This is a genomic window from Micromonospora parva, assembly GCF_000718515.1.
Taxonomy (GTDB): Bacteria; Actinomycetota; Actinomycetes; order Mycobacteriales; family Micromonosporaceae; genus Micromonospora; species Micromonospora parva.
Genome location: NZ_JNZS01000004.1, coordinates 1 through 21,388, shown reverse-complemented (window position 1 = coordinate 21,388; position 21,388 = coordinate 1). Strand labels below are relative to the sequence as shown.

Here is a 21,388-nt window from a genome sequence, read left to right as displayed (position 1 = left end):
CACCCCCCGTCGACCCCGCCGTCCACACTGGAGATCCTTCGGCCGGTAAACAACCCTTTCGGTCCTGGCCGAAGGCGGGCAGGCTGGTGTCATGCTTCGCCTCCAGCTCGGGTCGGCCGACCTGTGCCGGGTGCGGTTCGCCGACCGGCTCCACCCGGTCGCGAACGCGCTGCTGGCCGGTCAGTGGCTGCGCGATCCCACTGTCGCGGCGCTGGCGCCGGCGCTGGCCGAGCGGGCGGTGGCGGCCGAGGGCACGCCTGCCGCCCAGGCTGCCACCGCGATCCTGCGGCACCTGCTGCCCGGCCAGGGGCGTCTGCCGGACTTCGTCACGCCCTTCGCCGGTCTGGAGTCGGTGGAGGCCGGCCTGGAGGCGATTCGGGCCACCCCGGCACGGCGGGTCCGCGCCGAGGTCACCATGGCGTACGCGGACACGCCGGTCAGCCCGCTGCGGCGGCGGTTCGCGGCGGCCGACCCGGAGGTGCTGGACCTGTTCGGCGGGGCCGTGCGGGCCTGGTTCGACGCGGTCCTCGAACCGCACTGGGCCGAGCTGACGTCCGCGTACCGCCAGCAGGTGGCGGCTGCCAGTCAGCGGCTGGCGCAGCATGGCCTGGCCCGCCTCTTCTCGGGTCTGCACCCGGGGATCCGGTGGCGGGAGCCGGTGCTGGAGGTACACACGTGGTGGGACGGTGATCTCCCCGGCACCGGCCACGGGCTGATCCTGCTGCCCTCCCCGCTGGCCGGGCCACGGCCCCGGGTGCTGCTCCAGCAGGGTCATCCGATCCTGCTCGTCTATCCGGTGGTCATGCCCACGCTCGGGGCCTCCGCCGCCGCCGATTCCCTCGGTCGGCTGCTCGGCGTCACCCGGGCGCTGGTGCTGCGCCGGCTGGCGGCCGACGGCGGGTTGACCACCACCGTGTTGTCCCGGTCGGTCGGGATCAGTCTCTCCTCGGCCTCGGAGCACGCCCACGCCCTGCGGACCGCCGGTCTGGTGGCCAGCGTGCGCGAGGGCGGGGCCGTCCGACATCACCTGACCGCGCTGGGGGCGAGCTTGTTACGGGGCCCGTCGGGCGACGCGGGCGAGTCGGTGCCCACGGCCGGCCAAGCCGCCAGGTGGCCGCCCGTCCTGCCGTAAGGTTGCTGCCGTGACGACGCGTGTGGCGGCCATCGACTGCGGGACCAACTCGATCCGACTGCTGGTCGCCGACCTGCCCGACGCGTCGGCCGGGCCGCAGGCGCCGCTTGTCGACCTGACCCGGCGGATGGAGATCGTCCGGCTGGGGCAGGGCGTGGACCGCACCGGTCGACTGGCGCCGGAGGCGATCGAGCGGACCCGGGTGGCGTTGGCGTCGTACGCCGCCGACATCGAGAAGCTGGGCGCCCAGCGGGTGCGGATGTGTGCCACCTCGGCCTCCCGCGATGCCGCCAACGCCGCTGACTTCACCGAGATGGTGCGGGCCACCCTCGGTGTCGAGCCCGAGGTGGTCAGCGGCGACGAGGAGGCCCGGTTGTCGTTCACCGGCGCGGTGCGTGGGTTGCCCGCCGACGCGAAGGAGCCGTTCCTGGTCGTCGACATCGGTGGTGGTTCCACCGAGTTCGTGGTCGGCGGCCGGGCCGACGGGGTGCGTGCGGCGATCTCGGTCGACATCGGCTGCGTCCGGATGACCGAGCGGCACCTGCCCGGTGACCCGCCGACGCCCGAGCAGGTAGCGGCGGCGCAGGCCGACATCGCGGCAGTGGTGGACCGGGCGCTCGCCGTGGTGCCCGGTCGCGAGGCGGCCACCCTGGTCGGCCTAGCCGGGTCGGTCACCACTGTGGTCGCGCTCGCGCAGGGCCTGCGGGAGTACGACCCGGAGCGCATCCACCACGCCCGGGTGTCGTACGAGGAGGTCGCCCGGGTGACCGCTGAGCTGCTGGGTCAGACCCGCGAGCAGCGGTTGGCGAACCCGGTGATGCACCCGGGCCGGGCCGACGTGATCGGTGCGGGCGCGCTGGTGCTTCGGGTGATCATGGAACGGGCCGGGATGCCGTCGGTGGTGGCATCCGAGCACGACATCCTCGACGGCATCGCCTGGAGCCTCCAGCCGGCCACGCGCTAGCCGGCTCGATCAACTCGCCTTCCTTGAAGTCGCGGTATCCGTGTGCCTCGGATGCCCCGACTTCCTGAAAACCGAGTCGATCAATCTTCCGCGCGCCTGACCGGCTCGGCGTGTTGAGGCGGATTCGTTGACGCTATTTCGCATTGCACAGTAGTGTGCAATGCGTGGACACCACACAGCTGCTGAAGGGCGTGCTCGACATGGCCGTCCTGGCTGTTCTCCGGGAGGAGGACGGCTACGGTTACGACATCCTGCGCCGGTTGCGCGAGGCCGGCCTGGAGGAGGTCGGCGACGCCTCGGTCTACGGGACGCTGCGTCGCCTCTTCGCCGCCGGCCTGCTCACCACCTATGTGGTGCCGAGCGAATCCGGGCCGCACCGCAAGTACTACTCACTCAACGCCGCGGGGCGCGACCAACTGACCCGCTCCGGCAAGCTCTGGCGCTCGTTCGCCACCACCATGGACAGTCTGCTCGACGATCGGGGGATGGCGGCATGACCGTCACGGAGCAGGAGATCACCGACTACGTGGCGCGGGTCCGGGCCGCTCTGGCCGACCTGCCGACCGCGCAACGCGACGAGCTGACCGAGGACCTCGCCGACCACCTCACCGAGGTCGCCGCCGAGGCCGAGGGCACCCTTCTCGAGCGACTGGGCGAGCCCGAGACGTACGCCGCCGAGCTGCGCGCCGCGGCCGGCGCCGCACCGGGCGGCGGGCGCAACCTCGACCAGCGGGTGGCCACCGCGATGGCCCGGGTCCGCGGCCGGCTGCGCACCCTGGACACCCGTCTCGGCCCACCCCTGGGGTACGCGACGGCCAGCGACTTCCTCCACCTGCTGCGCCCCGGCTGGTGGGTGCTCCGGGGCTACCTGGCGGCGATGCTGGTCACCGTGATCAGCACCGGCGGCAGCTTCGGGTTGCTGCCGAGGTTCGGCGGTGAGTTGCTCGCCGGCATGATCATGCTGATCGGTTTCGTGGTCGCCTCCATCTGGATCGGCCGCCGCTCGGCTCAGCTGACCCGCTGGCCGCGCTCGGCCGTGCAGGTCGGCAGCGTGGTGCTGGTGATCTTCGCGTTCGCCGCGCTGATGCAGGCCGAGGACCGGATGCGCTACGGCGACTACGGCTACGACCAGACCTCGGTCGACAGCCAGTACGACCGGGTCCGGGACGTCTTCGTCTACGACAGCGAGGGCCGACTGGTGGAGAACGCCCGACTCTTCGACCAGAACGGCAATCCGATCCGGCTCGGCTACCCGGACTGCTCGGAAGAGGTCTATGACAAGCCGAACCTGCGGGCGTACCCGTACTGCCCGGAGCAGGCGCCCTTCGTGCCCCGCGCGCCCGGCGCACCCCTCCCGCGCGGTTCAGCGACCAGCCCTCCGGACCCGACCAGCACCCCGGACCCGAGCGGCACACCCGGGCCGACCGGGACGCCGCCGCCAGACGGTACGCCCACCGCAGTGCCGCCGAGCGGGACACCAACCCCCACCCCGACCCGGTGAACCGAGGTGTGAACTGGATCATGCGGGTGAAGCTGGGAAATAGCTGAACGGACGAGGCGAGCGGGACGGCACCGAAAATCAATGATCGTTACGGTGTCGTCTGCTCATCAACCCCTCGGAAGGAACCCCCGTGTCAGAGCAGGTCGCACCGCCCCCCGCGTCCGACGCCGCAACCCCTGAGCCGGCCGTCGAGACGCCGCAAGCGGCCGCGCCGCAGCAACCCGCTGGCGAGTCGCCGCAGGCGACCGAGCCGCAGCCAGCCGAGCCGAAGGCGGAGAAGTCCGGTGGTAGGAAGGTCCTCGGCATCGTCGGTGCGGTCCTTGCCGTCGTCGTCATCGCCGGCCTGAAGTTCGGCGTCGCCTCGGCGATCGGCAACTACTTCAACAAGGACGAGACCGCGGACGCCAAGACCGGCGACTGCATCGCCGAGCTGCCCGAGATCACCGGCACCGAGCAGGAGGAGGTCGACGGCGCCAAGGTCGTCGAGTGCACCTCCACCGACGCGGCGTACAACGTGGTCGGTCGGGTGGACGGCCAGAGCGAGGCTCAGGCCAAGGCCGACACCACCTGCACCCAGTTCTTCAAGGAGGGCGAGGAGGGGTACATCTTCTCCAGCATCGAGCCGGGCAAGACGGGCTACGTGCTCTGCCTGACCAAGAAGGTCTGACCGGAGCGGCGGACCGGTGTCGACGGCGGCGGGAGACATCCCGCCGCCGTCGGCGTACCCGGAGTCACCAGGGGGCGAACAGGAGGTGAATGCCACTGTTCCGGCGTCTTCCCGACGGCCGCGTGGCGTGGCAGGCTACCGGCACGTAGGACCACTGGGCGACCAGCCAACGATGACTGACCGCTAGGAGGACGGCCCATGGGCGAAATGGTGAGCTACCGCAGCAACGGGGGCACGAGCGAGGGGTATCTCGCGATACCCGCCAGCGGCACGGCCAGCCCCGCCGTCATCGTCATTCAGGAATGGTGGGGTCTGGTCCCGCACATCCGGTCGGTGGCCGACCGGTTCGCCGAGGCCGGTTTCGTGGCCCTCGCCCCGGACTTCTACCACGGTGAGACGACCAGCGAGCCGGACGAGGCGCAGCGGCTGCTGCTGGCGATGCGGATGGACGAGGCGGCGAAGGACATCGCCGGAGCGGCCGACTATCTCGCCGGGCGGCCCGAGGTCACCGGTAAGGTCGGTGCCGTGGGCTTCTGCGCCGGTGGCAGCCTGGCCCTCTGGTCGGCCACCATCTCCGAGCGGATCGTCGCCACCGCCGGGTTCTATCCCGTGCTGCCCTGGGAGTCGATGCGCCCCGACTGGGCCGACTACGCCGGCAAGGCAGCGGTCATCCACTGCTCCGAAGAGGACGGCACCTCGACCGCCGAGGGCGTGCAGACCGCCCGTCGGGCCATCGAGGAGGCCGGCGGTGACTGCCACCTCTACGACTACCCGGGCACCTCGCACGCCTTCTTCAACGACGACCGGCCGGAGGCGTTCGACCAGCGCGCCGCCGCCAGCGCCTGGGCCCGCACCCTGGAACTCTTCCGGGCCAAGCTTGGCTGAGACGCGTACCCCCGAACAGGTGGTCGCCCGCGCACCGCGGGCGGCCGACCTGGCCGACCTCGACGCGGCGGTGAGCGACTGTTTCGCCTGTCCACGGCTGGTCCGGTGGCGGGAGGAGGTCGCCCGCACCCGCCGGGCCGCCTTCCGCGACCAGGAGTACTGGGGTCGGCCGGTGCCGGGCTTCGGCACCTCGGACGCGCGGATCGCGATCCTCGGGTTGGCGCCCGCCGCGCACGGTGGCAACCGCACCGGCCGGATCTTCACCGGTGACCGGTCGGGTGACGTGCTGTTCGCCGCGCTGCACCGAGCCGGGCTGGCCAACCAGCCGACGAGTGTGGCCGCCGACGACGGGCTCGCCCTGCGGGACCTGCGGGTCTTCTCGGCCGTCCGGTGTGCGCCACCGGACAACAAGCCGACCCCGGCGGAACGGGACACCTGCGCGCCCTGGCTGCACCGTGAGGTCGCGTTGGTCCAGCCCACGCTGCGGGTCGTGGTCGCGCTGGGCGCGTTCGCCTGGGCCGCGTGGTGGCCGGTGCTCCGCGCGGTGTACGGGCAGCGCCCGCCCAGCCCGCGACCGGCGTTCGGTCATGGGGCACACTGGTCCGGCACGGACGCCCCGGACTTGCTGGGCTGTTACCACGTCAGTCAGCAGAACACCTTCACCGGGCGGTTGACACCAGGGATGTTGGACGACGTCTTCGGCCAGGCTAAACAGCTGGCCGGAGTGGACTGAGACGACGCGTGGGGTGGTGGCGATGACAGACGGAACCCGCCCGCCCGCGCCGTTGGCCGAGCCGGCGCTGCGTCCGGTGCTCGGCCTGCTCCGCCGGTGGTGGCCGGTCGGCGCGGTCGCCGTCCTGCTCGCCGGTGCCGCGCTGGCGTCCGCCCACTCGTCGATCGGGGCCAGTCGGATCCCGCCGGCCGCGGACAACGTTCCCTGGGTTCCGGAGTACCCGACCGTCGAGCCGTCACCGTCCATCCCGATCGAGCCACGCGACGCGGGCGAGGCCACCCAGGCGCACATTCCGGAGTGGGTCGGCAAGGTGGCCGTGGCCCTGCTCGGGCTGGCCATCCTGGCCGCGCTCGGCTACCTCTGCTGGGTCCTAGTCCGGGGCGCGCTGCGCCGCACCACCCGGGCGCTACCGGCGCAGCGGGGCCGTCGGACCGCCGAGGGCACCGCCCGCGAGGTCGTCGCCGCCCTCGACGCCGGCCTGGTGGAACTCGACGACCGGGACACCGACCCCCGGGTGGCGGTGATCGCCTGCTGGGTGCGGCTGGAGGAGACCGCCGCCGCGGCCGGTGTGCCGAGGCTCGCCGGGGACACCCCCACCGACCTGGTCAGCCGGCTGTTGCAGGGCGACCCGGAGGCGGGCGTGCCGGCCATCGCCAGCACCGACGTGCTGGCGGAGTTCGCGCACGTCTACCGGGAGGCCCGGTACGCCACCCACCCGGTCGACGAACGCACCCGGGACCAGGCCCGCGCCGCACTTCGCCGGCTGCGCGGAGAACTCACCGCGGTGGTGACCCCATGAGCAGCACCAGCATCGACGATCTGCTCGCCTTCGAGGAGGAGGCGGCGCCGACCGGTCCGGGGGCGCGCGACTCCCGCTGGCGTCCGATGCTGCGTTCCCTCGCCTGGGCCGCCGCGCTGGTCGCGGTCCTGCTCGTCGGCCTCCGCGCGGTGGGCCTTCAGGTCTCGCTGCCGGTACTGATCGCCGGGGTGCTCGCCGTGTTGGCGGTGCGCCGGGTCACCGCACTGCTCGCGCCGCCGCCCCCGCCGCCGGGCGGTGCTCGGGTCGGCACCGGCGAGGAGGACGGCAGCTACAACTGGGGTGCCCGGGACGCGCTGCGCAGCGCGATCAACAGGTGGGAGTGGCCGCTGGACTGGTCCTCGACCCGACCCGAACGGTTCACCGGGACGGTCCTGCCCCGGATCGGTGAACTGGCCGACGAGCGGATGCGGCTGAAACACGGCGTGACCCGTGAGTCGGATCCCGCCCGCGCTCGCGCCCTGCTGGGTGAGCGCCTGTGGACGTTCCTGGAGACCCCGCCTCGCCGCACCCCGTCGCCGCGCGACCTCGCGGTGATCGTCGCCGAACTGGAGAGTATTTGATGAACGACGTGGACCGGAGCATTGCCCCCGCCGAGGTCGGGCACCTGGCCCGGGCGGTCCTGGATGCGGTCGGCACCGTCGTGGTCGGCAAACGGGACGCGTTGGAGTTGGTCCTCGCCGGCATCCTCGCCGGCGGGCACGTGCTCCTGGAGGACCTGCCGGGGCTCGGTAAGACGCTCACCGCCCGATCGTTCGCCCAGGCGCTCGGGTTGGACTTCCGTCGGTTGCAGTTCACCCCCGACCTGCTCCCCGCCGACGTCACCGGCTCCTTCCTCTACGACCAGCGCAACGGCGACTTCAGCTTCCGGGCCGGCCCGGTCTTCACCAACCTGCTCCTCGCCGACGAGATCAACCGGACGCCGCCGAAGACCCAGTCCGCGCTGCTGGAGGCGATGCAGGAGAAGCAGGTGTCGGTGGAGGGGGTGACCTACAAGCTCGACGAGCCGTTCCACGTGCTGGCCACCGCCAACCCCATCGAGTACGAGGGCACCTACCCGCTACCCGAGGCGCAGCTGGACCGGTTCCTGCTGCGGGTCTCGTTCGGGTACCCGCAGCACGAAGAGGAGTGGGAGGTGCTGCGCCGCCGGATGGGCCGTCGCCGGGAGGAGGCGGACATCAAGCCGGTGGTCGACGCGGCGACGCTGCGGGCCATGCAGGCCGCCCTGGAGGACGTGGTGGTGGAGGACTCCATCGGCCGCTACATCGTGTCGCTCACCGCGGCCACCCGGGAGCACCCGTCGGTGCTGGTCGGCGCCTCACCTCGTGGTTCGCTGGCGTTGCTGTTGCTGGCCCGGGTCCGCGCGGTGTTCGGCGGCCGGGACTACGTGGTGCCGGAGGACGTCAAGTCGGTGGCCGCGCCCGCCCTGGCACACCGGATCACCCTGCGCCCGGAGATGTGGTTGCGCCGGGTCGACCCGGCGTTCGTGGTGGGCGAGGTGCTGGAGGCGACTCCCGCCCCGGCCAGTGGCGCGCTGCCCAGCTACGCCGCCGGCGGGCCCCGGCACTGATGACCGGACCGACAGTGCCGAGGGCCACCGAAGCGGAACCGGCCGCCGGTTGGGCGCCCACCCCGGCGCTCGGCCGCGCGGTGCTGCTCGCCGGCCTGCTGCTGGTGGCCGGCGTGCTGCTGGGCAGGGTGGACCTGATCGTGCTGGCCGCTCCGTTCGCGCTGGGCACCGCGTACGCGTTGCGTCGACGGCCCACGGCGCTGCCCCAGGTCTGGATCACCCAGGGTGACGGCGGGCCGCTTGTCGAGGGCGGTGACGTGGCGGCGGCGGTGAGCGTCGGCAACCCGGACACTGTCGACTACGACCTGGTGGTGATGCGGTCCCGGGTGTCGCCGTGGCTGCGGATCGACAGGGCCGGCTTCGCCAGCGACGAGGCCGCCGGCGACGGGGCACAGAGTGCCGTCGCGGCGACCGGGGTGACCGCTCCGGGTAACAACGGGGGCCGTTCCGTCGCCGACCGACCGTTCGTGACCTCGGTGCCGATCGGTGCCGCTGTCGACCTTGAGTTGGCCGGCAGGGCCCTGCGCTGGGGCCGGCACCCGATAGGCCCCGCCGGTGCCCGAGTCGCCACGGCGGGCGGTCTGCTGGTCTCCCGGGCGGTGATCACCGAGCCGGTCCGGGTGCGGGTGTACCCGCGTACCGAGCCGTTCGAGGCGGTGGAGGCGATGCCCCGCGCAGCCGGCCTGGTCGGGGCGCACCACTCCCGCCGACCCGGAGAGGGCGGCGAGCTGGCCGGCGTACGCGTCTTCGCCCCCGGTGACCGGCTGCGCCGCATCGACTGGCGGGTCTCGTTGCGGGCCCGGCAACTGCACGTGGCCGCCACCCTCTCCGACCGGGACGCAGAGGTGGTGGTGCTGCTCGACGTGCTCGCCGAGGCGGGCCGCTCCGGTGGGGTGGACGGTGCCGCCTCGGTGCTGGACACCACCGTCCGGGCCACCGCCGCGATCGCCGAGCACTACCTGCACCGTGGCGACCGGGTCTCCCTGCTGGAGTACGGGCCGGCCGCCCGTCGGCTCCGGCCGGCCGCCGGGCGGCGGCAGTACCTCACCGTCCTGGAGTGGCTGCTCGACGTCCGGGTGCACGCGTCCGCGCACGAACCGTACGACCAGGTCTTCGGCCCGCAGTTGCTCTCCTCGGACGCGTTGGTGGTGGTGCTCACCCCGCTGCTGGACGAACGGTCGGCGCAGATGCTCGCCCGGTTGGCTCGCGGCGGGCGGTTCGTGGTGGCCGTCGACACGTTGCCGACGGACCTGGCGTCACCGAAGGACCGGGGCTGGGCCGAGGTGGCGTACCGGCTGTGGCGCCTGGACCGGGAGATCATGATCGGGCAGCTCCGCGAGCACGGCGTGCCGGTGGTCCGCTGGGCGGGCGCCGGCAGCCTGGACCAGGTGCTGCGGGACGTGGCGCGGTTGGCGACGGCCCCCAGGGTGGGTGGCCGGTGAACGAAAGGTCAGTGCGGTGAACCCGGTCGTGGAGCGGGCTCGGGCGACGCGGAACGCCGTCGCCCGGATCAGCGTCGCCCCGCTGCTGGTGCGGGCGGCGATCTTCGTCATCGTGCTTGCCGGGTTCGCCCTGGCGTTTCCGGCGGAGGTGCTTTCCGGCCGGCCGATCCTCTTCCTGGCGTTCGCCGCCCTGTTGCCCGCGTTCGGCCCGCGTCGGGTCTGGATGACCTTCACGGCGTTGGTCACTGTCGGGGGTTGGCTGCTCGCCACCGACGGGTACGGCCGTCCGGTCGCGCTCTGGCGGCTGCTGGCCGTCGCGGCCCTGCTGTATCTGGGCCACACCCTCTGCGCGCTGGCCGCGCTGCTGCCCTACGACGCGGTGGTGGACCCGGAGTTGATCAGCCGATGGTTGGTGCGCTCGGCCGCCGTGCTGTTGGGTGCCGCCGTGTTGGGCGTGCTGCTGTTGCAGGCGGCGGGGACGGGTGGGGGAGCCGGATACCAGTGGGTCACCGTGCTGGGGTTGCTGGTGGCGGTGGGGACGGCGGCGTTGCTCGGTTGGCTCCTGCGGCGTCGGTGACCGCTGTGACCTGAGGGTTACGCAGGTCACATGGGTTGTGCTCCGTCACAGATGGGGGGCGCGAGCGGGATTACCTGAGCCGGCCGGGGAAAGATAGACAACGTGAATCCGAAGCGGATCCTTGTGGTTGGTGCCGGGCACGTCGGTCTGTACGCCGCCCTGCGCCTGTCGAAGAAGCTCAGCTCCCGTGAGGCTGAGGTCATGGTGGTGGACCCCCAACCCCACATGACCTATCAGCCGTTCCTGCCCGAGGCGGCGGCGGGCAACATCTCCCCGCGGCACTCCGTGGTGCCGCTGCGGCGGGAGTTGCGCCGGTGCAAGATGGTGGCCGGTACGGTCACGCGGATCGAGCACGACCGCAAGGTGGCCACCGTGCAGCCGATCAGCGGCCCGGCCCGGGAGATCACCTACGACCACGTGATCGTGGCCCCGGGTTCGGTCTCCCGCACCCTGCCGATTCCCGGCCTGCACGAGCAGGGCATCGGGTTCAAGACCATCGGTGAGGCGATCTACCTGCGCAACCACGTGCTGGATCGGCTCGACGTGGCGGCTGCCACGCCGGATCCGGACGTCCGCCGTTCGGCGCTGACCTTCACCTTCGTCGGTGGTGGGTACGCCGGCATCGAGGCGCTCGCCGAGATGGAGGACATGGCTCGCGACGCCCTGCGCTACTACCCGGAGCTCAAGCAGGACGAGGTTCGGTGGGTGCTGGTCGAGGCGACCCAGCGGGTGCTGCCCGAGGTCGACCGGGACATGGGTGCCTACACCGTGCAGCAGCTGCTGAAGCGGAACATGGACATCCGGCTGGACACCCGGCTCGAGTCCTGCGTCGACGGGGTGGTCAAGCTCTCCGACGGTGACAGCTTCCGCTCCGACACGATCGTCTGGACGGCCGGTGTGAAGCCGTCGCCGATGCTGGACGCGACCGACTTCCCGCGCGACGACCGTCGGCGGATCACCTGCCTGCCCACCCTGCAGGTGGTCGACGGTGACCAGGTGGTCGAGGGTGCCTGGAGCGCCGGTGACTGCGCCGCCGTTCCGGACCTCACCAAGGAGCCGGGCAACTTCTGCTCGCCGAGCGCCCAGCACGCGGTGCGTCAGGCCGCCCGGATGGCCGACAACATCGTGGCCGTGGTCCGGGGCCGTGAGCCGGTGAACTACAAGCACAAGCACGTCGGCAGCGTGGCGAGCCTCGGCCTGCACAAGGGCGTGGCCCAGGTGTACGGGATCAAGATGACCGGTTGGCCGGCCTGGGTGATGCACCGGACGTACCACATGAGCCGGATCCCGTCGTTCAACCGCAAGATCCGCGTGGTGGTGGACTGGTCGTTGGCGTTCTTCCTCAAGCGTGAGGTGGTCGCCCTGGGTCAGTTGCACGACCCGCGCGAGGAGTTCGTCGAGGCGTCCCAGCCCGTCGGTGCGCCCCGCGTCTGACCAGAACCCAAAAACCCAGACCCTCCAACCCCGTCGATCTTGCACTTTCGGATGCCGTGATGCGCCTTTTGGCCCGTCTTGTCCGAGCAGAAAGTGCAAGATCGGCGGGGTTTTTGGGTCCGGCGAGGCGGGCTCAGACCCGCCAGGTCCAGGCGTCGGCGATGCGGGTGGGCGGGCCGTAGAGCTGTTCCAGGGTTGCCCGCAGGCTCTCCGCGTGCGGAGCGTCGTCGGTCAGCGCCACGCAGGAGGCACCCCAGAAGTCCGCGTCGCGGGCGGCCTGGCGGCGCTGCTCATCGCCGATGGCCGGTTGGTCGCCGCGCCGGGCGACATCGGCGAGCAGTGCGGAGGTGGGCTGTTTGAAGGTGCCCATCGCCGCGGTGCCGCGCCTTCCGTACGGGCCGATGAAGAAGCCTTCCGGCAGCCCGAAACCGGCGTCGGCGGCGGTCGCCCAGCGCATCGGCCAGGGCTCCTTCGGCGTCGGCAACGGCACCGGGACCAACACCCCGCCCGGTGGTACGCACTGCCGCCAGTGGCCGCCGCTGATGAATGTCGGCACGGCTGGTCGTCCGGCGGTGGGCAGCGGGGTCGGGAAGAGCGGCAGCAGCGCCACCCCGACGGCCAGTGGTACCAGCCGTCGTGCCCGACCGGAGCTGCCCAGGGCCCGGTCGACAGCGAGCACCAGCAGCGTCGCGACGATCGGCAGCAACGCCAGCGCGAACCGCATCGGCAACGCCCCGTCCACCACCGGCAGCCCGGCGATCACTGCGTACGGACCGGGGATCGCCGTCCTGGTGCCGCCGAACACCACCTCGGGGCCGAGCGAGAGCGACCCCATCACCAGGCCCGCCACGACGCAGGCGAAGACCAGCCGGCGTCGCCCGGCCCAGATCGCGCAGGCCGCGGCGACCAGCAGCAGTGGCCAGCCGAGGAACGTGTTGTACTCGGCGGGGCCGGTGGTCAGCCGGGCGGACTCGGCGCTGCCGGCCACCGACAGTGGGGAGAGGGTCCACCAGCTGCTCAGGTCGGCGGAGAAGTAGGCCGGGGTGAACATCCCGTCGGCGACTCCCTGCGGCCCGGCGAACTGGAACCACAGCGGATAGCCCAGCACCAGCAGGGCGAGCCCGGCGGTGATCGCCAACCCTGCGGCGAACCCGGGGAGCGCCCGGCGGGCCAGGTCCCGGTCCACCACGGCATAGCTGATCGACATCACCAGCAGCGTGATCGCGGCGAGGAAGAGCACCTCCTCGCCGATGAAGACCTGCGCGGTGACCGCGCCGGCCAGCCCCGCCGCCGAGGTGAACAACCGTCGTCGGTCCGGCCCGGTGGCGCCGGTCCCGTCGGGTGTCCCGGGCCCCGGGTCGGCCGCCCTCAGCAGCCGGACCACCAGCCAGACGATCACCGGCACCAGCCACTGGGCGGTCATGTGCAGGTGACTGTTGGTCTGCGAGACCATGCCGGGTCCGAAGCCGCACAGCCCGCCGCCGAGTGCGGCGGCCAACCGACGGGCGCGCAGCGTCCGATGGAACAGCAGGTACCAGGCGAGGGCGGTGCCGGCGAGGTTGGCGGCGGCGATCAGCGCGAAGGTGACCGGTGCGCCCAGCAGCAGGGTGACCGGCGCGAAGACGACGCCCAGCGCGATCACCGTGGTGTTGGCCATCAGGTTGACCCCGTCGGGGGCGTTGAGCCGGTCGGTGAGCAGATCGAAGTCGCCGAGCAGCGCGCGGGCGTCCACCGCCAGGAACCACTCGTAGAGGGTCTGGTCCTCCGGGTTGAGCGCCAGGGTGCGGGCTCCCGGGTCGGGCCACAGCCCGTGGGTGAGCCAACCGGCCAGCACCGCGAAGATCAGAGCGGCCAGCAGATCCGCCCGGTGACACCGGACGGCGGCCAGCAGCCGGGTGGCCCGGGGCCGGCGGTTGACCTGATCGGCGAGGCGGAATGCCTGCTCAGGCGCGGCGTCGGGGGCCGTGGGGGCTGCGCTGCTCACGGCATCGACCCTAATGTGGCCAGGCCGGCGGGGTACGCCGGGTCGCCGCAGACCGGCTACGGTGACATTGCACCAGGCGTGTCGGCGCGCCGGTGTCACTCGCCCGGGTGGTGGAACGGCAGACACGGCCGCCTTAAAAGCGGCTGCCGAAAGGCGTGCGGGTTCGACCCCCGCCCCGGGCACCGGTCGACCTCACCCATTCTCATCCGTGATCTCCAAGACGTGACTGCGCCGTTTACTCTTGGAGGGCACGTTCACGTGCACACGACCCCCTGAGGGAGGCCAGACAGTGAAGACCTCGAACCCGGTGCTCGCCCGGCTCGGCCAGGCGGCCGAGCGGGAGCGCTCCGCCGGGTACGCCCCGGCCGGGCCGTACGGACAGCCCGGCATTCCCCAGCAGTACCCGTCCCAGGCCGGTTACCCGGCCGCGCCGCCGACCGTGGCGCCGATGACCGTCGACGACGTGGTCGTCAAGACGGTCGCTCTGCTCGGCATCCTCGGCATCACCGCCGCGGCCGCCTGGGTGCTCGTGCCCGACGCGTTGGTCGGTACCGCCTGGATCGGCGCGGCGGTGGTCGGCCTGGTCCTCGGCTTGATCATCTCGTTCTCCCGGATGGCCAACCCGGCGCTCGTGATCGCGTACGCGGTCGTCGAGGGTGTCTTCGTCGGCATGGTCAGCAAGGCGTTCGAGACGGCCTACGACGGCATCGTGCTCCAGGCCGCCGCGGCCAGCTTCGGCATCTTCTTCCTGATGGCGATGCTCTACCGGGCGAAGGTCATCCGGGCCACCCCGGCCTTCGTCAAGGGCATGATCGCCGTGATGGTCGGTCTCTTCGCCGTCATGATGATCAACCTGGTGCTGGCGCTGTTCGGCGTCAACACGGGCCTGCGTGACGGCAGCCCGCTGGCCATCGGCTTCAGCCTGGTCTGCATCGTGGTCGCCTCGCTGAGCTTCGTGCTCAGCTTCAAGGAGATCGAGGACGGCGTCCGGATGGGCCTGCCCCAGCGCTACTCCTGGACGGCCGCGTTCGGCATCCTGGTCAGCCTGGTCTGGCTCTACATCGAGATCCTGCGCCTGCTGAGCTACTTCCAGGGCGACGACTGACCTCGTCCGCACTGCGACCGGCGCCCGCCTCCAACGTCGTTGGGGGCGGGCGCCGTCGTCCGCGCCGTTTCCCCGCCGCCGCCGGCCCGCCCGGGGCAGAGTGACTGCGAGGCTTTGACACAAGCCCTGGGGTACGCGGGTGGAGGAGGCGACGGTGCGCAGCAACAACCCGGTGCTCAACCGGCTGGACGAGGCCGGCCGGGTGGAGGCCCGGGTGCTCGGTTCCCGTGACGTCGAGCCGATGACCGTCGACGACGTGGTGGTCCGTACCGTCGGGTTGCTGCTGGTGACCGGCGTCGCCGCGGCGGTGTCCTGGGCGGTGATTCCCGACGCCGTGTGGCTGGGTGCCGCGTTGGCCGGCAGCGCGCTCGCCTCGATCGCGCTGGTCCTGGTCATCTCGTTGCGGGGAATCACCAACCCGGTGCCGATCGTCGGCTACGCCATCCTGCAGGGCCTGCTGCTGGGGGTGGCGAGCCGCACCTTCGAGCAGGTCTATCCGGGCATCGTGGTGCAGGCGGTGGCCGGCACCTTCGGCGTCTTCCTCGGCATGGCGGCGCTGTACCGGGCCCGGGTGATCCGGGCGACGCCCCGGCTGGCCCGCCTGGTGATCGGCACCCTGCTCGGCATCGCCGTGCTCAGCGTGGTCAACCTGGTGTCGTACCTGATCAGCGGGCGACCGGGCCTGGCGGGTTACAGCGTCAGCGGGGAGGTCGGCTGGGTGCCGTACGCGATCTCGGTGGTGGCCATCATCGCCGGGGCGTTCAGTTTCATCCTCGACTTCGATCTCGTCGAGCGTTCGGTGCGCGACGGTCGAGCCCGCCGGTACGCGTGGCTGAGCGCGTTCGGCCTGCTCACCGGGTTGGTCTTTCTCTACTGGCAGCTGCTGCGGCTGCTCAGTTACCTGCGTCGCTGACCGGCCCGAACAGCAGCGGCAGGCGTCGGCCGTAGACTCGGCGGCGATGAGCGCAGCGGAGTTGGACAAGGCCGTGCGGTTGCTGGTCGGTCAGATCGCGCACTGGCAGCAGCCGAGGTGGGCGGCGGCCGCGACCGCCGGCAACGTGTCCCGCGCCGACCTCGTGCACCGCCTGGTGCAGGAGGTCGCCAACCTGGCGGCCGACGCCGAGGGGCAGCCCCGGCGGGTGGTGCCCCGGCTCGACAACGACCTGGCCCTGCCCGACCAGCTGCGGGTGGTCACGGCGGACCTGTTGGCCGCCGACCCGGGGGCCGAGGCGCTGACCCGGGCCGCCGCCGAGGTGACGGCGACCCGCAGCGCGCTCTGAGGGCGACTCAGCTGAGCCGTTCGAGCACCATGGCCATGCCCTGGCCGCCGCCCACGCACATGGTCTCCAGACCGATGGTCTTGTCGTGCCACTCCAGCGCGTTGAGCAGGGTGCCGGTGATCCGCGCGCCGGTCATGCCGAACGGGTGGCCGACAGCGATGGCCCCACCCATCACGTTCAGCTTCTCCTCGGGGATGCCCAGCTGGCGGTAGGAGGGGATGACCTGCGCGGCGAACGCCTCGTTGATCTCGACGAGGTCGACGTCGTCGATCGTCATACCGGCCCGGCGCAGCGCCTGCCGGGACGCCTCGACCGGCCCGAGGCCCATGATCTCCGGCGACAGGGCGGTCACACCGGTCGAGACGATCCGGGCCAGCGGGGTGATCCCGAGCTCCTCGGCCCGCTGGGCACTCATCACCACCACTGCCGCCGCACCGTCGTTGAGCGGGCAGCAGTTGCCGGCGGTGATCCGACCGTCCGGGCGGAACACCGGCTTCAGACCGGCGACCGCGTCGAGGGTGACGCCGGCCCGGGGCCCGTCGTCGGTGCTCACCACAGTGCCGTCCGGCGCGGTGACCGGGGTGATCTCCCGGGCCCAGAAGCCGTCGGCGATGGCCTTCTCGGCGAGGTTCTGGCTGCGTACGCCGAACTCGTCCATGTCGGCGCGGGTGACGTCGTACACCTGAGCCAGGTTCTCCGCGGTCTGCCCCATGGTGAGGTAGATGTCGGGCAGCTCACCGGCCTCGCGCGGGTCGGTCCACACCTCGGCGCCGCCCTGCGCGCGGCGCTTCGAGCGCTCGCCGGCCGCCGCGAAGCGCGGGTTTTCCCAGCCGCCGCCGACCAGCGCCTGCGCCTCGGGCGGCAGCCCGTCGGAACTGCCCCGGGCGTAGCGGGAGACCATCTCCACGCCGGCGGAGACGAACACGTCGCCCTCGCCGGCCCGGATCGCGTGCATCGCCATCCGGGTGGTCTGCAACGAGGAGGCGCAGTAGCGGGTCAGCGTGGCGCCGGGGACAGTGTCCAGGCCGAGGAGGGTGGACACCACCCGGGCCATGTTGAAGCCCTGTTCGCCGCCGGGCAGGCCGCACCCGAGGTAGAGGTCGTCGATCGTGGTCGGATCGAGCGCGGGGATCTTGTCCAGCGCGGCTCGGACGATGGTCGCGGCGAGGTCGTCGGAGCGGACATCGCGCAGGGAACCCTTGTGCGCCCGGCCGATGGGGGAGCGGGCGGTGGCGACGATGACGGCGTCGCGGGACGACTCAATCGGCATGGACCAACGTTAACCCGCCGGTAACATGCGCGGAAGAAGCCGGCACAGCGGGAAATGTCACCAGCGGCCGGCGACGATCTAGCGCCGGGTGGTGGCCGCCGCCGCGGCGACGATGGCGGGCAGCAGCGCGTGCGCCCACACCCGGTAACCATCGGCGGAGGGGTGGAAACGGTCCGGGCAGAGCGTCCCCGCATCGGCCCGGAACACCGGCCCGGTCTCGGTGCCCAGGTCGACCACCGAGCCGCCCGCCTGCAACACGGCGCTGGTCTGCGCGCGGGCCACCCGACGCCCGGACCAGCCGACCACCTGGCGCAGCGGGGGAGCGATCGCACGCACCGCGCCGAGGTCGGGGCAGGTGCCCACGACCACCTCGACGCGCGCCTCACGCAGCCGGTGCACCGCCGCACCGAGGTAGGCCGCCGCGTCGGCGGGCCGGCGCAGCCCGGTGGCGTCGTTCGCGCCGATCAGGATCAACGCCACGTCGGGCCGCTCACCGAGCAGGGCCCGGGCCACCTGGGTGGCGAGGTCGGTCGAGCGGGACCCGGACACGCCGACGCTGGACAGGTGCACCCGGCGGCCGGTCGGGCCCTCGGCGAGCAGGTTGGCCAACTGCCCGCCGATGGTGTCCTCCAGCCGGTCCACACCGACACCGAGTGCCGACGAGTCACCCAGCAGCACCAGTCGCAGCGGTGCAGCGCCCGCCCGGCCGATCGTGGCGCGCAGGGCCAGGCCCAGCTCCGGTTGGGCGTAGCGTCGGTGCCGGGCGACGAACGCCTCACCGGCGAGGACGGCGGCGCCTCCGACAGTGCCGGCGAGCAGCGAGAACGCCGCCGCCCGACCCAGCCGGCCGGCGAGGCCGGAGGTCACGCTCCGCGCGCTGCGCTCGTTCATGCCAGTCCCTCCACTGTCGAGGTGTCCGAGGCGGACCCGTGCTGCGGCACCGCACCGACACCGAAGAACGCCCGTCGGCGCAGCTGCGCCCACCGGCCGGCCGGCCCTCGGTCGCGGCCCCGCACCTGGACGCCGCTGACCTCCGTGCCGGCGTGTCGAGCCGCCTCCTGCGCGGCCTCCGGCAGCGACCGTACGCCGTCGCCGCGCATCGGTGTGGCCCGTCGTTCCGGGGTCGCGCCGAGGGCGGAGAGCATCGTCGGCAGGAGCGCGGCGGCAGCCATCGCGTACCCCTCGGCGGAGGGATGGAACCGGTCCCAGGCGAACATCCGGGTCGGCTCGGCCGCGAACCGGGGGCCGAGCAGGTCACCGAGGGAGACCGTCCAGCCGCCCGCCTCGACCACTGCCACCGTCTGGGCGGCGGCGAGCTGGCGGCTCCAGCGGTGCGCCAGCCAGCGCAGCGGTGGCTGGATCGGGCGGATCGCGCCCAGGTCGGGGCAGGTGCCGACGACCACCTCGCACCCGGCGTCACGCAGGGTGTGCACCGCCTCGACCAGGTAGCGCACCGCGAGGCCGCGCGGGGTGCGGTTGGTGATGTCGTTGCCGCCGATGAGGATCACCGCGATGTCGGGCCGGCACTCCAGCGCCGCCTCCACCTGGTGGCGTAGCGCCGCCGAGATGGCGCCGACCACTGCGAAGCGGTGCAGCTGAACCGGCCGGTGCAGTCGACGGGACAGGCCCGTGGCGAGCAGCGCCCCAGGCGTCTCCCGGCGGCGGTGCACGCCGTAGCCGGCCGCCGACGAGTCACCGAGCACCACCATGGTGAGCGCCGGGCCGGGGAACTTCGCGCCGTACATCCCATCGCAGCGGGGTGGCGGCGCCTCGGCCATCGGGATGGTCCGTCGAGCCTGCCGGGCCTGGCCGACCAGCACCCCGCCGGTCGCCACCACGGCCGCCGCGGTGGCGCCTGTCCCGATGGCTGCCAGCCGGACGAACCGCCGGGCCTGCCGCCAGCGATCACTACCGGGTACGACGGAATCTGCCACCCCCATACCGCGACATTATCGCGCTGGTCCGACACCCCGCTGTCGTCGTGACGGCACCCGGGTGCCTGGAACCCGACGCGACGGGGTATCTGAATGGGAGAGGCCGGCCGACTTGCGCCGACCCGCCACGCTGATCCGGCGGAGAGGAGCGCGACGATGGGTAAGACACTGAAGCGCAGCGCGGCGTTCACGGCCCTGGCGCGGGCCCTGGCGGCGGGGGCGCGCAACGGGCCGTCGATCGGCACCCGGTTGGCCGCGTTGCCCCGGATGATCCGGGCCACCGCCAAGGGGGAGTACGACGGCGGCCTTCGGCTGGCCCTGATGACCGCGGCGACGGCGTACATCGTCTCGCCGATCGACCTGCTCCCGGAGATCCCGTTGGCGATCTTCGGGCTGGCCGACGACGCGGTCATGGTCACCTGGCTGGCCGGCAGCGTGCTCGCCGAAACCGATCGCTTCCTGGAGTGGGAGGCCCGTCGCAGCTCGGTCATCCCCGGGGGGTTGGTGCCCTGACGACACGTACGCTGGGCGGCGAGGAACCGTCTTCCCGGTCGCCACCGTCGGCACCGCAACGAAGGGCACACCGTGCAGTACTACGACAACGTCGTCGACATGATCGGAAACACCCCGCTGGTGCGTCTGCGTAACGTCACCGAGGGCATCCAGGCCACCGTGCTGGCCAAGGTGGAGTACGTCAACCCGGGTGGTTCGGTGAAGGACCGGATCGCGCTGCGGATGGTGGAGGACGCCGAGGCTGCCGGTCTGCTCAAGCCCGGCGGCACCATCGTCGAGCCGACCAGCGGCAACACCGGTGTCGGGTTGGCCCTGGTGGCCCAACTCAAGGGCTACCGGTGTGTGTTCGTCTGCCCCGACAAGGTCAGCCAGGACAAGCAGGACGTGCTTCGGGCGTACGGCGCCGAGGTGGTGGTCTGCCCGACCGCCGTCGCGCCGGAGGACCCGCGCTCGTACTACAACGTCTCGGACCGGCTGACCCGGGAGATCCCCGGCGCCTGGAAGCCCAACCAGTACAGCAACCCAGCCAACCCTCGGTCGCACTACGAGACGACCGGCCCGGAGCTGTGGAAGCAGACCGACGGCGAGCTCACCCACTTCGTGGCAGGCGTCGGCACCGGAGGCACCATCTCCGGCATCGGCCGCTACCTGAAGGAGGCCTCCGAGGGTCGGGTGCGCGTCGTCGGGGCCGACCCGGAGGGCTCGGTCTACTCGGGCGGCACCGGCCGTCCGTACCTGGTGGAGGGCGTCGGCGAGGACTTCTGGCCGGAGACGTACGACCGGGGCGTCGCCGACGAGATCGTGGAGGTCTCCGACAAGGCGTCGTTCGAGATGACCCGGCGACTGGCCCGCGAGGAGGGGCTGCTGGTCGGCGGTTCCTGCGGGATGGCGGTGGTCGCCGCGCTGGACGTCGCCCGCCGGGCCGGCCCGGACGACGTGGTGGTGGTGCTGCTGCCCGACGGCGGCCGAGGCTACCTATCCAAGATCTTCAACGACTCGTGGATGGCCCGGTACGGCTTCCTCGACAACTCCGGCGCCGAGCCGACGGTGGCCGACGCGCTGGCCAGCAAGCCGGGCGGGCTGCCTGAGCTGGTGCACGTGCACCCGACCGAGACGGTCCGCGACGCGATCGACTACATGCGCGAGTACGGCGTCTCGCAGCTGCCGGTGCTCAAGGCCGAGCCACCCGTGGTGACCGGTGAGGTCGCCGGCTCGATCGCCGAGCGGGACCTGCTCGACGCGCTGTTCACCGGTCAGGCTCACCTGCACGACACCATCGAGCGGCACATGGGCGACCCACTGCCGATGATCGGTGGGGGTCAGCCGGTGAGCGAGGCGGTCGGCATGCTGGAGAAGTCCGACGCGGCGCTGGTCCTGGTCGACGGCAAGCCCAAGGGCGTCCTGACCCGCCAGGACCTCCTGTCCCACCTCGGAGCCCACTAACCCCCAACCCCAGCCCCGCGCCCCCGCCCTCCTGTCCCGCCGATCTTGCGTTTTCGGTCGACCATAAGCGGCTTGTGCCCCGAATTGCGGCGAAAAAAAGTGCAAGATCGGCGGGACAGGAGGGCGGGGGCGGGGGC

The 21,388-nt window shown here is 72.2% G+C and carries 21 protein-coding genes, 1 tRNA gene and 1 pseudogene; 19 read left to right on the top strand and 4 right to left on the bottom strand.

Annotation, left to right across the window (positions count from 1 at the left end; all coding sequences use genetic code 11):
* Positions 1-91 precede the first annotated feature (91 nt).
* From IF22_RS0104740 to IF22_RS0104680, 13 genes are all read left to right on the top strand, one after another.
* On the top strand, positions 92-1,132 hold the full coding sequence (locus tag IF22_RS0104740) for an ArsR/SmtB family transcription factor (RefSeq protein ID WP_051708185.1): 1,041 nt from the start codon (positions 92-94) through the stop codon (positions 1,130-1,132).
* Between the two features lie 22 nt (positions 1,133-1,154).
* Positions 1,155-2,096: a Ppx/GppA phosphatase family protein gene (locus tag IF22_RS0104735; RefSeq protein ID WP_036410843.1), complete on the top strand. Its 942-nt coding sequence runs from the start codon at positions 1,155-1,157 to the stop codon at positions 2,094-2,096.
* A gap of 164 nt (positions 2,097-2,260) precedes the next feature.
* A complete protein-coding gene (locus IF22_RS0104730; protein ID WP_030328782.1) occupies positions 2,261-2,593 on the top strand; it encodes a PadR family transcriptional regulator in 333 nt (110 codons plus the stop codon).
* Complete coding sequence (locus tag IF22_RS0104725) at positions 2,590-3,597, top strand: HAAS signaling domain-containing protein (RefSeq protein ID WP_030328780.1); 1,008 nt, start codon at positions 2,590-2,592, stop codon at positions 3,595-3,597. The genes IF22_RS0104730 and IF22_RS0104725 overlap by 4 nt, the downstream gene beginning before the upstream one ends.
* A 130-nt stretch (positions 3,598-3,727) precedes the next feature.
* On the top strand, positions 3,728-4,264 hold the full coding sequence (locus IF22_RS0104720; RefSeq protein ID WP_030328778.1) for an LppU/SCO3897 family protein: 537 nt from the start codon (positions 3,728-3,730) through the stop codon (positions 4,262-4,264).
* A 198-nt stretch (positions 4,265-4,462) separates the two neighbouring features.
* Complete coding sequence (locus tag IF22_RS0104715; protein ID WP_030328776.1) at positions 4,463-5,149, top strand: dienelactone hydrolase family protein; 687 nt, start codon at positions 4,463-4,465, stop codon at positions 5,147-5,149.
* Positions 5,142-5,882 (top strand): uracil-DNA glycosylase, encoded by a 741-nt coding sequence (locus tag IF22_RS0104710; protein ID WP_030328775.1) that lies wholly within the window; start codon positions 5,142-5,144, stop codon positions 5,880-5,882. The genes IF22_RS0104715 and IF22_RS0104710 overlap by 8 nt, the downstream gene beginning before the upstream one ends.
* 22 nt (positions 5,883-5,904) lie before the next feature.
* Positions 5,905-6,681 (top strand): DUF4129 domain-containing protein, encoded by a 777-nt coding sequence (locus IF22_RS0104705; protein WP_030328772.1) that lies wholly within the window; start codon positions 5,905-5,907, stop codon positions 6,679-6,681.
* Positions 6,678-7,262, top strand: a complete 585-nt coding sequence (locus IF22_RS0104700; RefSeq protein WP_030328770.1) for a hypothetical protein — start codon at positions 6,678-6,680, stop codon at positions 7,260-7,262. Before IF22_RS0104705 ends, IF22_RS0104700 begins: the two co-directional genes overlap by 4 nt.
* Positions 7,262-8,269, top strand: a complete 1,008-nt coding sequence (locus IF22_RS0104695) for an AAA family ATPase (protein ID WP_030328768.1) — start codon at positions 7,262-7,264, stop codon at positions 8,267-8,269. Before IF22_RS0104700 ends, IF22_RS0104695 begins: the two co-directional genes overlap by 1 nt.
* Positions 8,269-9,711, top strand: coding sequence for a DUF58 domain-containing protein (locus IF22_RS0104690; protein ID WP_030328766.1), 1,443 nt, complete (start codon positions 8,269-8,271; stop codon positions 9,709-9,711). Before IF22_RS0104695 ends, IF22_RS0104690 begins: the two co-directional genes overlap by 1 nt.
* A 16-nt stretch (positions 9,712-9,727) precedes the next feature.
* Positions 9,728-10,288, top strand: a complete 561-nt coding sequence (locus IF22_RS0104685) for a hypothetical protein (protein ID WP_030328764.1) — start codon at positions 9,728-9,730, stop codon at positions 10,286-10,288.
* A 102-nt stretch (positions 10,289-10,390) separates the two neighbouring features.
* Positions 10,391-11,722: an NAD(P)/FAD-dependent oxidoreductase gene (locus IF22_RS0104680; RefSeq protein ID WP_030328762.1), complete on the top strand. Its 1,332-nt coding sequence runs from the start codon at positions 10,391-10,393 to the stop codon at positions 11,720-11,722.
* A 133-nt stretch (positions 11,723-11,855) separates the two neighbouring features.
* On the opposite strand, the gene IF22_RS0104675 is transcribed toward IF22_RS0104680, so the two are convergent.
* A complete protein-coding gene (locus IF22_RS0104675; protein WP_030328759.1) occupies positions 11,856-13,706 on the bottom strand; it encodes a hypothetical protein in 1,851 nt (616 codons plus the stop codon).
* Between the two features lie 101 nt (positions 13,707-13,807).
* On the opposite strand from IF22_RS0104675, the gene IF22_RS0104670 reads away from it, so the two are divergent.
* The 4 genes from IF22_RS0104670 (at position 13,808) to IF22_RS0104655 (ending at position 16,091) form a co-directional block, all read left to right on the top strand.
* A tRNA-Leu gene (locus IF22_RS0104670) sits at positions 13,808-13,888 on the top strand.
* Positions 13,889-13,995: 107 nt separating this feature from the next.
* The gene (locus tag IF22_RS0104665; RefSeq protein WP_030328756.1) at positions 13,996-14,811 is read left to right on the top strand and encodes a Bax inhibitor-1/YccA family protein; all 816 of its coding nucleotides are present in this window, start codon (positions 13,996-13,998) and stop codon (positions 14,809-14,811) included.
* 154 nt (positions 14,812-14,965) lie between these two features.
* Positions 14,966-15,724, top strand: coding sequence for a Bax inhibitor-1/YccA family protein (locus IF22_RS0104660; RefSeq protein ID WP_030328753.1), 759 nt, complete (start codon positions 14,966-14,968; stop codon positions 15,722-15,724).
* A 46-nt stretch (positions 15,725-15,770) separates the two neighbouring features.
* Complete coding sequence (locus tag IF22_RS0104655) at positions 15,771-16,091, top strand: hypothetical protein (protein WP_030328751.1); 321 nt, start codon at positions 15,771-15,773, stop codon at positions 16,089-16,091.
* 7 nt (positions 16,092-16,098) lie between these two features.
* On the opposite strand, the gene IF22_RS0104650 is transcribed toward IF22_RS0104655, so the two are convergent.
* From IF22_RS0104650 to IF22_RS0104640, 3 genes and pseudogenes are all read right to left on the bottom strand, one after another.
* On the bottom strand, positions 16,099-17,361 hold the full coding sequence (locus IF22_RS0104650) for an acetyl-CoA C-acetyltransferase (protein WP_030328749.1): 1,263 nt from the start codon (positions 17,359-17,361) through the stop codon (positions 16,099-16,101).
* Between the two features lie 78 nt (positions 17,362-17,439).
* Entirely contained in the window at positions 17,440-18,252 is an 813-nt protein-coding gene (locus IF22_RS0104645; protein WP_030328747.1) for an SGNH/GDSL hydrolase family protein, read from the bottom strand.
* Positions 18,238-19,301: pseudogene (locus IF22_RS0104640) on the bottom strand (SGNH/GDSL hydrolase family protein); the annotation flags it as partial. The pseudogene IF22_RS0104640 and the gene IF22_RS0104645, both read right to left, overlap by 15 nt.
* Before the next feature lie 150 nt (positions 19,302-19,451).
* Here IF22_RS0104640 and IF22_RS0104635 point away from each other — a divergent pair.
* Positions 19,452-19,808, top strand: a complete 357-nt coding sequence (locus tag IF22_RS0104635; protein ID WP_030328742.1) for a YkvA family protein — start codon at positions 19,452-19,454, stop codon at positions 19,806-19,808.
* A gap of 72 nt (positions 19,809-19,880) precedes the next feature.
* Entirely contained in the window at positions 19,881-21,251 is a 1,371-nt protein-coding gene (locus IF22_RS0104630; protein ID WP_030328739.1) for a cystathionine beta-synthase, read from the top strand.
* The last annotated feature ends 137 nt before the right edge of the window (positions 21,252-21,388 follow it).

What these genes read in the sequence shown, in the direction of transcription:
- IF22_RS0104705 (WP_030328772.1), top strand. Translation starts at nt 5,905, where the DNA reads ATGACAGACGGAACCCGCCCGCCCGCGCCGTTGGCCGAGCCGGCGCTG.
- IF22_RS0104650 (WP_030328749.1), bottom strand. Translation starts at nt 17,361, where the DNA reads ATGCCGATTGAGTCGTCCCGCGACGCCGTCATCGTCGCCACCGCCCGC.
- IF22_RS0104700 (WP_030328770.1), top strand. Translation starts at nt 6,678, where the DNA reads ATGAGCAGCACCAGCATCGACGATCTGCTCGCCTTCGAGGAGGAGGCG.
- IF22_RS0104645 (WP_030328747.1), bottom strand. Translation starts at nt 18,252, where the DNA reads ATGAACGAGCGCAGCGCGCGGAGCGTGACCTCCGGCCTCGCCGGCCGG.
- IF22_RS0104725 (WP_030328780.1), top strand. Translation starts at nt 2,590, where the DNA reads ATGACCGTCACGGAGCAGGAGATCACCGACTACGTGGCGCGGGTCCGG.
- IF22_RS0104690 (WP_030328766.1), top strand. Translation starts at nt 8,269, where the DNA reads ATGACCGGACCGACAGTGCCGAGGGCCACCGAAGCGGAACCGGCCGCC.
- IF22_RS0104655 (WP_030328751.1), top strand. Translation starts at nt 15,771, where the DNA reads ATGAGCGCAGCGGAGTTGGACAAGGCCGTGCGGTTGCTGGTCGGTCAG.
- IF22_RS0104740 (WP_051708185.1), top strand. Translation starts at nt 92, where the DNA reads ATGCTTCGCCTCCAGCTCGGGTCGGCCGACCTGTGCCGGGTGCGGTTC.
- IF22_RS0104695 (WP_030328768.1), top strand. Translation starts at nt 7,262, where the DNA reads ATGAACGACGTGGACCGGAGCATTGCCCCCGCCGAGGTCGGGCACCTG.
- IF22_RS0104635 (WP_030328742.1), top strand. Translation starts at nt 19,452, where the DNA reads ATGGGTAAGACACTGAAGCGCAGCGCGGCGTTCACGGCCCTGGCGCGG.
- IF22_RS0104715 (WP_030328776.1), top strand. Translation starts at nt 4,463, where the DNA reads ATGGGCGAAATGGTGAGCTACCGCAGCAACGGGGGCACGAGCGAGGGG.